This is a genomic window from Streptomyces sp. NBC_01433 (assembly GCF_026340105.1).
In the GTDB taxonomy this organism is placed as follows: Bacteria; Actinomycetota; Actinomycetes; order Streptomycetales; family Streptomycetaceae; genus Streptomyces.
The window spans coordinates 21,410-35,542 of record NZ_JAPEPM010000009.1 but is presented as its reverse complement, the minus strand read 5'-3'; the positions used below and the strand labels follow the sequence as shown (position 1 = coordinate 35,542).

Sequence of the window (14,133 nt, the reverse complement as noted above, 5' to 3'; positions counted from 1 at the left end):
GGAGCCCCGATGTTTACTCAGCCCCCGGCCCCCGGCCAGATGCCCGTGCCGAAGAGTCCCGCAGAGTTCGTGAGCGAGCACCGTGCCTACGCGGGTACCACCGTGGCCGCCGGCACGCTGCTGGCCCTGGCCCGGGTCTGGAACGCCCAGGGCGCCGAGCACAGCGTCGGTGCCGCCGGGCTGATGCTCGCCTTCGGGGCTGCCTCCGGCTATTTCGCTATCAGGAACGACGAGGAGACGGTCAGCGCGGTGTTCGCCTCCATGGCGCTGACATTCGGTGCCCTGTCGGTCGGTGTCTACGCCGACCCGATCGCCCCGGCACTGATCATCTGGATCGTCGCCGTCATCGCGTCCAGCGTCCTGATCGCCCGCTCCCGCCGCGACGACCGCCGCGTGGCCACCCAGCACGCCAACGCGATGGCCGTACTCAGGGTGGACCGCACCGCGGACATCACCATCGCGGAGATCGACGCCAACGCCCGGATCGAGGTGGCCCGCGAACAGACCGCGGCCGCCTCCGCCATTGAGGAGGCCCGCGCACACCGCGCCGCCCTCGCCGACGGCCCGCTCGACCCGCTCGCCATGCTCCGCGCCACCGGCCAGCTCCCGCCGCTGCACGTCGTCAAGGACACCGACATCGAGCGCCGTACCGCCTGACCTGTCACTTCGTGAAGGAGACCCCGCCCATGTTCGGAAAGAAGCACCAGCAGCGCGTGCGGCACCAGCGCCTCATGAGCGCGGCGAAGACCCTGGTCGACCCGTTCGCGCTGACCGCCATCCCCGCCGACCTCGTGGCCCTGGCCTTCGGCCGGTACCAGATGGAGATCACCGAGGAGGAGGCCGCCCGCTACCTGGACGCCGCCCTGGTCGAGCGCGGCGAGCGTCTTCCCCGCCCGGCCGACGTCGACGAGCTTCCCGAGCCGGACGCCGAGGCGGAGGCGGTCTCACTCGCCAAGGACACCGACGTCGAGGCCGCGCCCACCGGCTGACCGGTAGCCCTCGGTCCGCGTCCCGTACGTGGGCCCTGGAGATCTGGCCAGCACCACCGCACACCCCACCCGTTCGTTCCATCGTCAGGAGAACTCCGTGAAGATCCGACTGCCCTGGATGAACCGCCTGGACCGGAACCGCTGGAAGGCGACGCAGAGCGTCGGTCAGCTCGGAGGGCTCATGGCCCTCTGGCTGGAGGGCCACATCGCCAGCTGGCCCGGCTACCAGCCCAACTGGGGGCCCGACGAGGAGACCAGCGAGCTGATCCCGACGCTCGCGGCCGCCAACCGGGCCGGGTACGTCACCATCGACTCGCAGCCCGGCGAGGACCCGGTGACCGGGTCCGACGGCCTGATCTGGGAGCAGAGGGCCGCCGTCGAGGGCTTCGTACGCGACTACGACCTGCTGCGCGCCCTGGTCGACGCCGCCGAGACGGCGGGCCTGGACTACGAGGTCGCGGACACGCTGGACACCGGCGAGAGGGGCATCGTCGTCACCCTGCGCGGCGGGGAGCCCCACACCACCTTCGGCGGCTACATCGACGACGCGAACCTGCGGCACATCTGGCCGGGCATCGGCTCCGGCGCCATGGGCGACGTCTTCCGCTCCGTACGCGTCACCCTCGTCGCCCCCGAATACGGCGCCGCCGGCGGCGAAGCGCTGTGGAACTGCCTGAACGCCCTTCTCGCCGCGCGATGGGCCGACAGCGGTGAGATCACCCGCGACGCCGACATGAGCGGGAGCGGCGACGCTATCCACGGGTCCCCTTTCACCCGCACCTTCACCAACCCCGCGGTCCCTGTGAAGGTCGCGGTCCACCACTGGGTGAGCGATGCCACGGGCGGCGGCTATCGGGTAATGCGCTCCTACACGGTCACCGAGGAGGGGGAGCCGAGGATCTGGAACGTGCACGAGGTCGGGTCACTGGGCGCCGGATCGCGTCGGGAGACGCTGCCGACCGCGCTGGTTCTTGCGCGGAGCCTGGCCGAGTGCCTGACCAGTGACGACATCGTCTGGACAGACGACGGCCTTGTCCTTCCGCGCGGTACCGCCGACGCGGAGACGGCGGTCTGACGACTGCCTGCGTCATCCTCCCAGCGCCGCCGCCGGGGCCGGGTGAGGGAGGTCCTGGCCCCCGTCACCGGCCGCGTGCCGACCACCTGATCTGCCGGTTGCCCGATCCGCCCGTCACTACGGGCGGTGAGGGGAATCGCGACAGCGCTTCCACTTCCACCCTGAAAGGACCCATCCCGATGTTCGGACGTAAGGCCGCCGAGAAGCTCGACAACACCGCCGCCGCTCTCCACCGAGTCGGCGGGAAGGCCGGTGACGCAGTCGCCAACGCGGTGATCGCGCCCGTCCGCAACCAGATCAACACCGGCTGCACGCGCTGCGCCAACGGCAAGTGCAGGAAGCACGGCTGACGGTTGCCCGCGTCGTCCGGCCCCGCGGGGCCGGACGGCAAGGGGAACCGGGACAGCCCTGGTCTCCACAGAGAGTCAAGAAGGAGGTGGACCCTATGGCGCACTGGGCGGTTGAGATCCCGACCCGCACCCCGGGCGAGCAGCCCCGAACCGGGGTCCAGGTGTTCACGTATCCGGCGGAATACTTCCCCGGCGGCCGCGGTGACGTGGTCGAGAAGGTCCGGGAGGACGTCGACGCCGAGACGGCGGTCCGGCACCGCAGCGGCGCCGTGGCCGACGTCGACGCCATAAAGGTCATCTGGCACGACTGCCTGATGTAGATCCGCCCCGGGGCGGGCGTCACCACGACCAAGCAATGCGCGCCCGCCCCGGGCCACCCGAACCCCTACAGAGGAGAGGGCACTGCCCATCATGACCCAGAAGACAGACGGAACGCCGACCCCGGTCATCACGATTCCGCTGGCCGACCCGTCGGTGCCCTTCCCGGAGATGACCGGAGGTGAGCCGTGCCGCCAGGACCCGGATTTCTGGTTCCCCGAGCAGGGTGTGAACGCCGGTCCCCCCAAGGCGTTCTGCCGCACGTGCTTCGTCCTGGCCGACTGCCGGACGTGGGCCCTGGCCAACCCGCACCTGGCCGGTGAGGGCATCTGGGGCGGCATGAGCCGCACCGAGCGCAACGCTGTGCGCCGCAACGCGATGAGGCGAGTGGCATGACGAACCCGGCGTACATCGTTCAGGGCCTCTTGGTCCTCGCTCTGGCGGCCGGGTGGGCGCTGCATGTCCACCGACTCCACCGGCGGTTGGACCGTTCCCGCCACGACCCGCTGACCGGGCTGTGGACCCGTGACGGCTGGACCCGCCGGGCCGAGCGGACCATCCGCCGCCCCCGCGCCGCGGTTCTCCTTGCAGACCTGGACGGCTTTAAGGCCGTCAACGATGTGCACGGCCATGCGGCCGGCGACGCCGTCCTGGCGGCCGCGGGCGAGCGGCTGACCGTCTGGTGCGGCGCCCATGGCACGGCCGGGCGGCTCGGGGGAGACGAGTTCGTGGCCGTCGTCGAGGACGACGGCCGCCTGGACGACCGGCTCGCCGACCTCGCCGAACTGCTGCGCCAGCCCGTCGAGCATCAGGGCGTGACGCTGAGGGTCGGCGCCTCCATCGGCGCCGCCCGGCTCGCCACGCTTCCCGAGCCGACCCTGACGGCCGCGCTCAAGGCCGCCGACCAGGCCATGTACCGGGCCAAGGGCCGTACCCGCCGCGGCCGTCGTCTGCTGCTGGCCCCGGCGTTCGCCGTCCTGCGCGGCCTCCCGCAGCGCCTGCGCCTCGCGGCGTGACGATCACCTTCCTCCGGCACCTGCTGGAGGAAGAGGCCAACGCCATCAGCTGACCAGCCCCGCACATACCGCACGACCCCCGGGGCGCGGCCGCCATCCCGGCCAGGAACCCACCGGCCGCCCCCGGGGCCCTCCGAACCCGAGACCGAGGAGAGACACCGACATGAACCAGATCCCCGAACCCTCCGTGATCGTGATGATCGGCGCGAGCGGCTCCGGCAAGTCCACCCTCGCCCGCACCTGGCCCGCCGACTACCGGCTGGGGCTCGATTCCTACAGGTGGGTCGTCTCCGGGGATGCGGGCGACCAGGAGGCCACCGCCGACGCGGTGTTCCTGTTGACCGCCGTCCTGGAGCACCGTCTCGCCCGAGGGCTGACGTGTGTCGTGGACGCGACCCACACCGGGGTCGAGGTCAGGAAGCGGGCGATCGAGGCCGCCCGCGCCCACCAGCTGCCCGCGGCCGCCGTGGTGATGACCGCACCGTTGGGGCAGTGCCTGGAACGCAACTCCCGCCGCCCGGCCAACCGGCGCGTCCCCGACGAGGAAGTACGCCGCCAGCACCAGCAGATCAGCCTCGCCCGCCCCGGCCTGCACGCCGAGGGGTTCGACCACGTCGTCACCGACACCAGGCTGATGCGGATGCGGTTACTGCTCCAGGGTGCCGCCGACCGCATTCACGCCGAGCACCAGGTCGACGGCGACCACACCGAACACGCCCGCCGGATGCTGGCCCACCGGTTCTTCGGCGAGGATCTCGCGGAGACCTTCCACTGGACGCAACTGCGCCCCAACCACGACCCGGTCGGCGCCCTCGCGGTCGGCGGCGACGAGATCACCCTTGCCTACCGCACCGGGTTCCCCGACCCGATGGACTGGGGATTCGAGGCGCAGGTGCCCTGCCTGGGCAGCTGCTCCGGCCCGGCCTGGGTGCCGGTGCGCAGCCCGATGGACCTACTCGCCGTCTACGACGACGACTTCCCCGAGGACGTCGTACGGTGCGACCGCTGCACCGCCGGCGCCACCACGCGGGAGGCGGTGTGAGCACCGAGCTCAACCCCGACACCGGCGACGGGTTCGACGCCCCGACCCCGGCCGAGGCCTACGCCGACGCCCCGGACCTGCGCCGCGAGATGCACGACGTCATGGAGCTGGGCGCCGTCCGCGACGGCCGCCGTGACGGGATGGTCACCGGGACGCCCGCGCCCGGCGCCGTGGCCGCCGAACGCGTCTTCCTTTTACGCCGGGCCGCCCTCATGGACCGCATGGCCGTCGACGACCCCGGCGCCGGGGCCCGTGGCGCCGCCGTTCGGGCCGCGTTCGACCTCGCCCAGGTCGACCACCAGCACCCGGCGCTGACCGCCGGGCCGCACGGGCCCCGCTCGATCGAGTTCGACCCCAGCCAGCGCCCGTACGTCCGCCAGGAGTACGCCGCCTGGATCGCCGCCGGTCAGCCCGGCGCCTGACCCGCTCACGAAAGGTACTGACATGTTCGAGGCTGGAGACAAGGTGCGGATCGTCGCCTGCGCGGACGACCCCCGGGCCGTCGGCAAGACCGGGCGGATCGTCGACGAGGTGGTCCCCGGGGCGCTCACCGGCGGCCGGTGGACCGTCAACCGGATTGGTCTGCTGATCGGCCCGGTCCTCTGCCACGGCCACGAGTTGCAGAAGGTCTGAGTGCCGACGGCGACTTGCCCCGCTCGATATAAGTTGATTGAATTAGCGGTGTCATACGGGGCGGAAGTCCCGTACGGCGCCGCACACATGAGCCCGACCAGGAGAAACCATGAATGAGACCCGCTACACGACTGATGCCGTGGCCCTCGATCCGGACGGCTACGCCCCGGTCGGCCACCCCGGCGTGACCGTGCCCGAAGACCGGCGCTGCTGGTCGGTGAGCTGGCCGGCGTACGCACCGGTAGACATCACGCCGCCCGAGCTGCGGGCCGAGACCCTGGCCCGGCACGTGCCCGGCTGGGCGGCTGACAGGGACGCCACTCCGGACCTGGTGCGCGACTGGGAGCAGCGCCAGGCCGTCGCCCTCGTGCCGTTCCAGCTCGACGGGCGGGGCTGGCCCCTGCACCCGCAGGGCCGCACCGGCCGCACCGGCCGGAATCTCGGGAGGTGGGGCGAGAGCGCCGCCGCGGACCCGATCGTGGTCGCGGGCAGCGGCGATGAGCGCCGCCTCCTGCTGATCACCCGCGACGACATCGAGCAGGAGGCGATCCCCGGCGGCATGGTCGACGTCCATCTCGGCGAGACCGCCCCGGCCGCGCTCGTCCGGGAGCTTCGCGAGGAGACCGGCGTCGACCTCAGCGAGCACACCCCGGTGATCCTCGGTCAGGACCTCGTGGACGACTGGCGAACCACGGATCACGCCTGGGTGTCCTCCACCTCCGCGCTGTACCAGCTCGACGCCACGGTGACCGCCGTCGCGGCCGACGACGCCCTGGATGCCACGTGGTATCCCTTCGGCTCGCTCGACCACCTGGTAGCCGCGGTCAGCGCGGCCGGACGCACCCTGTACGCCGCGCACCGTCCCCTGTTGCAGCGCGCGCTCGCCCACCTCGCCAAGTAGCCCCGCACGAACGGAGATGCCCGATACCGCGCCGCATCGTCCGTACGGCACGACAGCATTGAGCCCGGGGCCGACGGCCCCGGGCTCCACCACGAAGGGAAGTCCATGAGCACCGACAACACCGAGCCGAGCACCGAGGCGTACGCCGCGGTGGAGAAGGCCGCCGCCAGCAACCGCATCCTGTACGCGCCGAGCGTCGTGAAGGAGGCCGCCTCGCTGCTGGACGACATGTGGGCCACCGGCGAACGGCGCGGAATTCCGCGCGGCGAGTGGGGGTGGGCGGTCAACCTGCCCGACGGTGTGCTCAGCGTGACCGCCCACACCCACACCAGCGGGCCGGTCCCCGAACGGACCAGCGAAGAGATCACCGCCCTGTGCAAGGACCTGGTCGCGGCCCTGACCTCCGCCGAGATCGGCATGAGCGTCGAGCCCGGGCCGCGCAAGAACATGACGATCGTCAGGCGGCTGCCCCAGACGCCCCGAGGCGGCCTCCACGGGGACGCCAACCTCATCGTCGGCCTCTACAGCAACGGCGGCTGGGACATCAGCATGAACGCCGACGGCGCGTCGGTCGTCTCCATCGCCGCCCCCGCCACCACCGCTGGCGCCGCCGAGGTCGCCGCCGTCGTACGGGCCGTCGCCCGCGGTGAACTCGGCAACCCCTTCCGCGGCTGAACCCGATCACTCAAGGAGCACTGCAATGTCCGACTGGACCCCGACCACCCTCGTCCGCGTCGACCGCGACTACGACCGCCGCAACGCCGACACCCGCAGCGGCAGCCGGTTCGGCTCGTACGTCAGCGCCCGTACGGCGGAGCTGGACGAGGAGGACCGCACCGACCGCGCCGAGTTCACCGCGTGGGCGTGGCGTATCGCCACGCCGCCGGTGATGTCGCCCGGCTACATCGACATCCGCCCCGACCTGTCGGTCACCTTCGACCGCGACGAGAACGGCGACCCGATCGTGAAGGTCACCGTGCCGCTGCCCCACCGGGCACTCGCCCGCGAGCACCGCCCCGGCTACGAGGTGGGCGACTGGGAGACCCCGTACGGCCGCGGCGAGACGTACCCCCAGCTGTGGGCGCCCGCGTACATCAAGCGCACGGCCGTCCTGGCGTCCGCCACGATGCTCGTGCCCGCCAAGGACTGGGACCTGTTCGTCCCCTCCGACCGCCCCGAGCAGCTGGTGGACGACGCCCAGCTCGCCGTGGAGACCGCCGCCCGGCTCATCAACAGCTACGTCGGCCCGCAGGTTGCCGACCTGCTCGGGGCGTCGTAGGCCGACCCGACCGAGGCGGGCGCCGGGGCCGTGGATGTCGGCCCCGGCGCCCGCCAGGGAGGAAAGCACATGAGCGACCGCACCACCAGCCGCCGCCCGGGGGCGGGGGTGCTCGAGGAACGACGCTCCGCGCCGCGCCTCGTGCACCCCCTCGTCGCCGTGGCGGCGCCCGGCGTTCTGCACGCCGCCCTCGCCGTCTGCCACGCCGGGCCGCTGCCCGCCTGGCTGACGAAGACCTCGCCCCGTTGCGGCACCGGTCCCGGCGGGACTCTGCACCTGGAGGCGGCGGCCGCCGACGAGCTGGCCGACCTCGCGGCGGCGGCCCTGTGGGAGTGCCAGCAGGCCGAAGGCGAGGGGGAGCCGTTCACCACTCTGTTCGCCAACGCCTGCGCCGCCGTTCTCGACTCCCTCACCGTCGCCCGCCACACTCGAACCCAGACACCGGAAGGACCCGCGTGATGACCGCTCAGCCCGTCCATCAGCCCGCACCGCCCCCCTCCCCGGCGGCCGCCGCCCAGCTGCGCGAACGCATCAGCCGGCACGCGCGCGCCGCGCACTGGCTGCCCGCCTTCGAGCGGGACTGGGGCCACGCCCTGGAGACGGCCCGGCAGACGTTCGACCTGACCCCGCTGCACGAGACGATCCGGGAGTGGAGCGGCCGTCTGGACACTGCCCCGGCGGTCGCCGCGTTCCTCGCGGGGGGCATGGACACCTCCGACGGCGTCCCCCTGGAGGACGTCATCGGGTCCCGCGGGTGACCCCGGCCTGGCCCGCCCGGCTCTCCCCGAACGCGTCCGCCGTGCTCGCCCAGCTCCAGCCGGAGGTGCAGGAGATGGTGCGCGACGTGCTCGACATCGCCTCCCGCCAGCCGTGGGGCTGGCCGCAGTGGGACCCAACCGACTCCGAAGGACCGCACCTGCGCCGGGCCGACGTCGGCCCGCTCACCGTCGTCTACTTCGTGAATGAGCCGCGCCGGTACCTGTACGTGCTGGACACCGTCTGGGCCGGGTGACCGCCCGTCACCCACCCTTGTGAGGCGCCCCCGCCGGTCCGCCGGCGGGGGTTTCCTCGTGCCCGGTGGCATCAGCGGCATCACCGGTCACCCACTTCGGCGTACCGTGCTGATCGCCCCCGACCGCGAGAACGAGGAGAGTGCCCGCCGTGACCACGCACGCGGTGCCCGGTACTGAGCGACGACCGGCGATACCCGCCAGCCGCACCGCAGCCGACGGTGACGCCCTGGTCCCCATCCGCGGAGGCCTGCTCGCCTCCGCCGCCGTCGTCGCCGTCAACGCCACCGCCCTCGCGGTCATCGGCTTCACCGGCTCCTACCGCTCGATCCGCGATCTCTCGCTCGACTGGGGCTGGGGCTGGTTCTCCTACGTCTTCCCGGTCGGCATCGACGTCGGGATCATCGGCCTGATCGCCGCCGACCTGTTCCTGTGCGCGATCCGCACCCCGGCCCCGATCCTGCGGTGGTTCGCGTGGGTGCTGACCGTGGCCACGGTGGTCTTCAACGCGTCCAGCGGCTGGCCGGCGGACGGCAGCGCCGGATGGATGGACTACGTCGAAGCCGCCGCGCACGCCACGATGCCCGGGCTGGTCGTGGTCATCACCGAGGCCCTGCGCCGGGCCATCGCACGCCGGGCCCGCATCGCCCACGGCCACGAGTACGAGCCGCTCGGTATCGCGCGCTGGCTCCTCGCCCCCTTCTCCACCTTCGGGGTGTGGCGGCGCATGCGGTTGTGGGAGGTCTACACCCGCTCTGCCGCGCTGGACCTGGAGCGGGACCGGCTGACCCTGCGCGACGAGCTGCGCGAGAGGCACGGCAGGAAGTGGAGGAAGAAGGCCCGGCCGTTCGAACTGCGGGCCATGCGCGACGCGAGCCGGGGCCTGTCGATCCCCGCGCACCTGATCGCGAACGTCGACCTGCCGACCGCGAACGCCGCCCCCGCGCTCACCGTGAACGGTGCGAAGGCCGACCGCGAACCTCTCGTCCCCGGCGGCCGTCCCGCGAACGGTGCGAACGCTGGTGCGTACGACGAGGAGGCGGGACCCGCGAACGACATGTCGATGAACCCGGACGCCGTGAACGGTCCCCTCGTCGACATGGAGACAGCGCGAACGGTGTGGGAACCGGCGAGCGAACGCCTGCCGGTCGCGCCCGTCGAGTCGGCCTCTCGGATGGGCTCTGACCTGTGCGATTCGCACCGCGAACGCTCGGTGGTCCCTGCGGCCGCGCCGTCGAGGGCGGTCGTGAGCAGCGCCGTCCCCGCCCCGTACCACCCGGATGGGCCCCCGGCCGGAGCCGACCGCGAACTGGTGGGCGCGAACGCCGGACACCTTGCCGCGAACACCTCCGCGTACGGACCCGGGCCGACCGTGAACGGTGCGAACGGATACCGCGAAGGCGCCGCCGACGTCTTGGCGGGGGAGACCCGTGAACAGCCCGGCGGCCCGTACAGCGAGGACCGCGCCGGGCGTCGGCGCCTTGCGGAGGACTTCCTCCGGGCCAAGAAGGCCGAGGAACCGGCACCCTCCCAGGCGAGGTTCGCCTCCCTGGTCGGTGTCGCCCCGGCCACGCTGTCCAAGGCCATGAGGGAGTGGCGCGAGGACCACGGCGACTGACCGCCGCCGTTGTGTCGACCCAACAACGCATCCTCCCGCGCCCCCATCCCGTTGTTTCGGCACAACAGGGTGGGGGTGCGGCATTCCGGCCGGGTGTCCGCCGTCGGTGGTGACGCAGGGGGCTCCGCCCCCCACACCCCCCGACCCTCCACAGAGGGGTGGGGGCGCCGTTTTTGATCTTGCGGCCGGTGGGTGGTGGCGGGTGGGTGGTGGCCGGGGGATTCCCTCCGCGGCGGGGCACCCGGAGGGGACCACGGCCCGCGCCGGGCCGCAAGCCCGGGCCGCTTCGCGGCTGATTCCGGGCTTGCCCCCCGACGCGGCCCGCGGTCGGCAGGGCCTGCCCCGCCGCGGAGGGAATCCCCCGACCGGCCCGTCGTGCGGCGTGCGGACGCCGGGCGGGATGCCGAAAAAGGCGGTCTGAGCTGCTGTTTCAGCTTGACCTTACGCCTAAAACTTGATTGAATTAGCAGTGTCGAAAGGGGGCGGGAATCCCCGGCCGACACCAGGACCCCCGGGTCCGCGTCGATCAACCTCAACGAAAAGGCACGTACATGACCATCACCGGCCACACCCCCGCCTGTCGCGTGGATCTCGACAAGCGCCCCGCCCGATACCTCGTCATCGTCGACGACCGCGACGCGTACACCAGCTGGGCCGAGCACAGCCGCGAAGACCGGCTTCCCCAGCGCCGCGTGGTCTACGTCGAGCGCCAGGTCGACCACCCGGTGGTGAGCCAGCTCCGGTGGGACGAGCTGGAAGGGGACTGCCGGGACGCCGGGGGATACCTGAGCCTGCTGACCTACACCGCCGTCAGCTACGCGCACGCCGCATTCCTCGCCCGCCGCGAGTTCGCCGTGGCCGGTGCCGTCGCCCGCATGGGCGAGGTGATCGACGGTCATCTGGAGCACGGCGACCGCGGATGGATCGCGATCCGCATCGCGGACGGCGGCAGCGACGGCGAGCTGTACGACGGCTACGACGCCGCCCGGGCCGCCCAGGCGCACCCCGAGCGCTGCACCTACCTCCCCGTCTCCCCGCTGCGCCCGTGGACGCCCCGCATGTGCGAGGAGCACCTGGAGTTCATGAACCACAGGCAGCACGGCTGCATGGTCCGCGACACCCCGACCTGCCACTGACCCCCGGTCGCCGCCGGTAGCGCGGGCGGGGCGGGAATCCCGCCCGCGCCACCGGCCCGGCCGCCGAACCCCGATCAACCTCAACGAAGGGCACGACATGACCACCACCACGACCCTGGCGTACCGACTCGGTGAACCCGACTGGGAGCAGCGCTACCCCGTCCTGATCGGCACCGATACCGTAATCGGAGCCGTCTTCCGCTGGCACCGCGACTGGCTCACCCTCACCAGCGACGGCGAGAACAACCTCGGTCGCCCCGAGAAGGGACGCCGCGGCGTTCCCCGGGCGGCCGCACTGGCGGCGGCCGGACAGGTCGCCGCCGAGTACGCGGCCGGTCACATCACGGCCATGACCCTGGCCGACGTCACGGCCGCCGTGCCCGTACTGGACGGCCCGGTGCCGCTGCTGCACCCGCGGATGCCGCAGAGCCCCCGCAACATCGAGACCGCAGAGGCAGTCGCGGCCGCCCTGGCGCTGCACCGCTGGAAGCCGTACACCGGCTTCCCCGGCAGCGACAACCCTTGGTGGCAGGAGTGCGAGCTGTGCGGCTGGCAGGGCCCGCGCTACTGGTCGCACCAGCGCGGCCGCAACGGTGAGCTGCCCAGCACCCACCGGCACCCGGCATCCAAGGAGTTCGGGGCGCCCGCCGGATGTGTCGGTGACGCCAAGGTCCGCGAACTGATCGCCGCCTACGGCCAGTAGATTCGCCCCGCCGCCCGCACGGCCAGCCGGACCCGGATCACCCCGGGCCCGGCTGGCCACCGGCCGTGAGGGCGTCGCCTCACGACTGACGAGCCGGCGGGGCGCCGGCCGGAGACGCAAGGCGGCCGACGGGGCGCAAATAGCGTGGGAATCCCGTCGGCCGCAACGGCCCGGCCGCCGAAGGGCCCTCAACGACGAGGCCACCACAACCGAGCGCGTCAACATGGTAGACGCGTCCCGCACACCACCGAGGAGCAGCACCGATGAAGACCATCGACGGACGGCAGTACGCCACCCGGACCGAACTGTCCGCCCGTGCCGGGTACAAGGGCGACGCCACCCTCCGCGCACTGTGGGCGGAGCGCGAGAGCAACGGCCACCCGCCCGCCCGCCGGATCGACCGCGCCCTGTACTGGGACGTGGAGGTGTGGGAGCGCTGGTTCACCGAGTACCGGCGGAAGCGCAACGGCGTCGACTACAGCGGCAGCCCCGACGAAGAGCTGCCCCCGGCGGGTCAGGCCAAGGTGCTCGGGATCGACCTCAGCGCGATCAGCCACTACCGCAACAACCCGCCGCCCGGGTGGCCCGGCCCCGCACGCGAGGAGCAGCTGGAGGGCGGCCGGGTGCGCGAGTTCCGCACCCGGCGTCAGTTGTGGGAGTACGCCGACTCCGGGCCCCGGGCCGGAGCGGCCGGCCGGACGCCGGCGAAGGGTCCGGACCCCCGGGTCGCCCTGGCGGTCGAGGCCCTGGCCGCCGCGCCCGGGCGGAAGGCGGGGGAGATCGCGGCCGCCCTCGCCGAGCAGTATGGCGGAGGTCTGAGCACCTGGAAGCGCGCCGTCACCGAGGCCCGCAGGCAGGGCTGACGTGCGCGGCGGGGCGCCCGGTCGGCGCTGCCTGCGGGATGGGCCGACCGTCGGTGTGGCTCGGACTTGACCCAACCCCCATTACTTGATTGAATTAGCAGTGTTGGGACGGGGCGGGAATCCCGACCGACACCGGCTCTTGGGCCACACCGAACCACCTCAACGAACCGAAGGACTCGCTACCCATGACCAGCACGACGCGACTCGACAGCCTCACGGCCAGCGGGACGAACCACATCTTCGACCGCATCCGGTTGGCCGACGGCCATGCGCTCACCCTCAAGACCCGCCCCGGCGCCGACATGGCGGAGGAGGTCTTCCTGTTCCCGGGCCTGACGGCCCCCGACACGGAGGCGTGGGGGGACGAGGACTCATGGGAGGGGTGGCTGACCGGCGGCGGCCTTGACGGCGGCCCGCTGTACCTGGACGTGCCCGTGGAGGCCGTCCGGGAGCTGATCGAGCAGCACGGCGGCGAACACGACGACCAGGAGGGCGACGTCGTCGCGCCGGACGCCACCGGTGGGACGGATGGGGAGGAGACCGCCGAGGTCATCGCCACCCGCGCCCTTGCCGCATGGGGCATCGCCGCCCACCAGGACGACGACGCCGGGAACACGTGGTTGGTCATCGGGCGCGACCAGACCCGCCGGGGCTTCCCGCGCATGCTCACCGAGCCCTACGTCGTGCTCTACCTCTACAACGACACCGACGCCGACGAGGAGGAGATCACCGTCACCCGGGCGCCGCGCGACGGCGACCGCTGGCACCTGCTCGCCGGTGACGGACTCGGCGCCGAGCGCGAGCTGATGACACCTCCGGCCGATCGGCTCGCCGAATGTGTCGAGGCCATCGCCGAATGGGTGACCGATCCTCTGCCCACGGCGGGCTCCGGGGAGCCCGTCGAGGGTGGCGAGGACGGTGACCCGGTATGCGAGGGCCACAGCGGCGAGGATGACGACCTGCTGCGTGGCGTCGGCATCGGCGAGACGACCTACTGCGACGGCTTGTGCAAGCCGCATCGGCCCCGCTACCCCTTCACTGTGATGATGGGCTACGCCCCGGCCTACTTCAACGACCGTGGTGCCGCTGATCGTTGCGCCGCGCTGTATGGCTCCACCGTCACCGTTAACTGACTGTAAGTGGGTGGCCCGGCTGGCAGTTGGTCGCCAGCCGGGCCTCGCTGTGACCGGACCTGGTGGC

General features: G+C 72.4%; 21 protein-coding genes. All 21 read left to right on the top strand.

What is annotated here, in order from left to right:
• Positions 1–9 precede the first annotated feature (9 nt).
• The 21 genes from OG413_RS46260 (at position 10) to OG413_RS46160 (ending at position 14,066) form a co-directional block, all read left to right on the top strand.
• The gene (locus OG413_RS46260; RefSeq protein WP_266815957.1) at positions 10–657 is read left to right on the top strand and encodes a hypothetical protein; all 648 of its coding nucleotides are present in this window, start codon (positions 10–12) and stop codon (positions 655–657) included.
• A gap of 29 nt (positions 658–686) precedes the next feature.
• Complete coding sequence (locus OG413_RS46255; protein ID WP_266815956.1) at positions 687–989, top strand: hypothetical protein; 303 nt, start codon at positions 687–689, stop codon at positions 987–989.
• A 97-nt stretch (positions 990–1,086) separates the two neighbouring features.
• Entirely contained in the window at positions 1,087–2,064 is a 978-nt protein-coding gene (locus OG413_RS46250) for a hypothetical protein (protein WP_266815955.1), read from the top strand.
• 179 nt (positions 2,065–2,243) lie between these two features.
• Positions 2,244–2,414: a hypothetical protein gene (locus OG413_RS46245; protein WP_266815954.1), complete on the top strand. Its 171-nt coding sequence runs from the start codon at positions 2,244–2,246 to the stop codon at positions 2,412–2,414.
• Positions 2,415–2,509: 95 nt separating this feature from the next.
• Positions 2,510–2,734, top strand: coding sequence for a hypothetical protein (locus tag OG413_RS46240; RefSeq protein WP_266815953.1), 225 nt, complete (start codon positions 2,510–2,512; stop codon positions 2,732–2,734).
• 91 nt (positions 2,735–2,825) lie between these two features.
• Positions 2,826–3,128, top strand: a complete 303-nt coding sequence (locus tag OG413_RS46235; protein ID WP_266815952.1) for a WhiB family transcriptional regulator — start codon at positions 2,826–2,828, stop codon at positions 3,126–3,128.
• Entirely contained in the window at positions 3,125–3,748 is a 624-nt protein-coding gene (locus OG413_RS46230) for a GGDEF domain-containing protein (RefSeq protein ID WP_266815951.1), read from the top strand. The genes OG413_RS46235 and OG413_RS46230 overlap by 4 nt, the downstream gene beginning before the upstream one ends.
• A gap of 163 nt (positions 3,749–3,911) precedes the next feature.
• Positions 3,912–4,790 carry an AAA family ATPase gene (locus tag OG413_RS46225; protein ID WP_266815950.1) on the top strand — a complete coding sequence of 293 codons (879 nt, stop codon included), beginning with the start codon at positions 3,912–3,914 and terminating at the stop codon, positions 4,788–4,790.
• On the top strand, positions 4,787–5,212 hold the full coding sequence (locus OG413_RS46220; RefSeq protein ID WP_266815949.1) for a hypothetical protein: 426 nt from the start codon (positions 4,787–4,789) through the stop codon (positions 5,210–5,212). Before OG413_RS46225 ends, OG413_RS46220 begins: the two co-directional genes overlap by 4 nt.
• A 22-nt stretch (positions 5,213–5,234) precedes the next feature.
• Entirely contained in the window at positions 5,235–5,423 is a 189-nt protein-coding gene (locus OG413_RS46215; protein WP_266815948.1) for a hypothetical protein, read from the top strand.
• Positions 5,424–5,532: 109 nt separating this feature from the next.
• Positions 5,533–6,324, top strand: coding sequence for an NUDIX domain-containing protein (locus tag OG413_RS46210; protein ID WP_266815947.1), 792 nt, complete (start codon positions 5,533–5,535; stop codon positions 6,322–6,324).
• A gap of 105 nt (positions 6,325–6,429) precedes the next feature.
• Positions 6,430–6,999 (top strand): hypothetical protein, encoded by a 570-nt coding sequence (locus OG413_RS46205; protein WP_266815946.1) that lies wholly within the window; start codon positions 6,430–6,432, stop codon positions 6,997–6,999.
• A gap of 25 nt (positions 7,000–7,024) precedes the next feature.
• Positions 7,025–7,603 (top strand): hypothetical protein, encoded by a 579-nt coding sequence (locus tag OG413_RS46200; protein ID WP_266815945.1) that lies wholly within the window; start codon positions 7,025–7,027, stop codon positions 7,601–7,603.
• A gap of 69 nt (positions 7,604–7,672) precedes the next feature.
• The gene (locus OG413_RS46195) at positions 7,673–8,062 is read left to right on the top strand and encodes a hypothetical protein (protein WP_266815944.1); all 390 of its coding nucleotides are present in this window, start codon (positions 7,673–7,675) and stop codon (positions 8,060–8,062) included.
• Positions 8,062–8,361: a DUF6247 family protein gene (locus OG413_RS46190; protein WP_189766195.1), complete on the top strand. Its 300-nt coding sequence runs from the start codon at positions 8,062–8,064 to the stop codon at positions 8,359–8,361. Before OG413_RS46195 ends, OG413_RS46190 begins: the two co-directional genes overlap by 1 nt.
• Positions 8,358–8,615, top strand: coding sequence for a hypothetical protein (locus OG413_RS46185; RefSeq protein ID WP_266815943.1), 258 nt, complete (start codon positions 8,358–8,360; stop codon positions 8,613–8,615). The genes OG413_RS46190 and OG413_RS46185 overlap by 4 nt, the downstream gene beginning before the upstream one ends.
• A 149-nt stretch (positions 8,616–8,764) precedes the next feature.
• The gene (locus tag OG413_RS46180; RefSeq protein WP_266815942.1) at positions 8,765–10,231 is read left to right on the top strand and encodes a DUF2637 domain-containing protein; all 1,467 of its coding nucleotides are present in this window, start codon (positions 8,765–8,767) and stop codon (positions 10,229–10,231) included.
• A gap of 551 nt (positions 10,232–10,782) precedes the next feature.
• Positions 10,783–11,367, top strand: coding sequence for a hypothetical protein (locus OG413_RS46175; RefSeq protein ID WP_266815941.1), 585 nt, complete (start codon positions 10,783–10,785; stop codon positions 11,365–11,367).
• Positions 11,368–11,464: 97 nt separating this feature from the next.
• Entirely contained in the window at positions 11,465–12,070 is a 606-nt protein-coding gene (locus OG413_RS46170; RefSeq protein ID WP_266815940.1) for a hypothetical protein, read from the top strand.
• Between the two features lie 263 nt (positions 12,071–12,333).
• Positions 12,334–12,933 (top strand): hypothetical protein, encoded by a 600-nt coding sequence (locus tag OG413_RS46165; RefSeq protein ID WP_266815939.1) that lies wholly within the window; start codon positions 12,334–12,336, stop codon positions 12,931–12,933.
• Between the two features lie 185 nt (positions 12,934–13,118).
• Positions 13,119–14,066, top strand: coding sequence for a hypothetical protein (locus OG413_RS46160; protein WP_266815938.1), 948 nt, complete (start codon positions 13,119–13,121; stop codon positions 14,064–14,066).
• Positions 14,067–14,133 lie beyond the last annotated feature (67 nt).

Bases quoted from the DNA above. Each gene is read 5' to 3' on its own strand.
- OG413_RS46170 (WP_266815940.1), top strand. From the start codon at position 11,465: ATGACCACCACCACGACCCTGGCGTACCGACTCGGTGAACCCGACTGG.
- OG413_RS46205 (WP_266815946.1), top strand. From the start codon at position 6,430: ATGAGCACCGACAACACCGAGCCGAGCACCGAGGCGTACGCCGCGGTG.
- OG413_RS46160 (WP_266815938.1), top strand. From the start codon at position 13,119: ATGACCAGCACGACGCGACTCGACAGCCTCACGGCCAGCGGGACGAAC.
- OG413_RS46225 (WP_266815950.1), top strand. From the start codon at position 3,912: ATGAACCAGATCCCCGAACCCTCCGTGATCGTGATGATCGGCGCGAGC.
- OG413_RS46215 (WP_266815948.1), top strand. From the start codon at position 5,235: ATGTTCGAGGCTGGAGACAAGGTGCGGATCGTCGCCTGCGCGGACGAC.
- OG413_RS46260 (WP_266815957.1), top strand. From the start codon at position 10: ATGTTTACTCAGCCCCCGGCCCCCGGCCAGATGCCCGTGCCGAAGAGT.
- OG413_RS46245 (WP_266815954.1), top strand. From the start codon at position 2,244: ATGTTCGGACGTAAGGCCGCCGAGAAGCTCGACAACACCGCCGCCGCT.
- OG413_RS46235 (WP_266815952.1), top strand. From the start codon at position 2,826: ATGACCCAGAAGACAGACGGAACGCCGACCCCGGTCATCACGATTCCG.
- OG413_RS46210 (WP_266815947.1), top strand. From the start codon at position 5,533: ATGAATGAGACCCGCTACACGACTGATGCCGTGGCCCTCGATCCGGAC.
- OG413_RS46255 (WP_266815956.1), top strand. From the start codon at position 687: ATGTTCGGAAAGAAGCACCAGCAGCGCGTGCGGCACCAGCGCCTCATG.
- OG413_RS46240 (WP_266815953.1), top strand. From the start codon at position 2,510: ATGGCGCACTGGGCGGTTGAGATCCCGACCCGCACCCCGGGCGAGCAG.
- OG413_RS46165 (WP_266815939.1), top strand. From the start codon at position 12,334: ATGAAGACCATCGACGGACGGCAGTACGCCACCCGGACCGAACTGTCC.
- OG413_RS46190 (WP_189766195.1), top strand. From the start codon at position 8,062: ATGACCGCTCAGCCCGTCCATCAGCCCGCACCGCCCCCCTCCCCGGCG.
- OG413_RS46230 (WP_266815951.1), top strand. From the start codon at position 3,125: ATGACGAACCCGGCGTACATCGTTCAGGGCCTCTTGGTCCTCGCTCTG.
- OG413_RS46195 (WP_266815944.1), top strand. From the start codon at position 7,673: ATGAGCGACCGCACCACCAGCCGCCGCCCGGGGGCGGGGGTGCTCGAG.
- OG413_RS46200 (WP_266815945.1), top strand. From the start codon at position 7,025: ATGTCCGACTGGACCCCGACCACCCTCGTCCGCGTCGACCGCGACTAC.
- OG413_RS46175 (WP_266815941.1), top strand. From the start codon at position 10,783: ATGACCATCACCGGCCACACCCCCGCCTGTCGCGTGGATCTCGACAAG.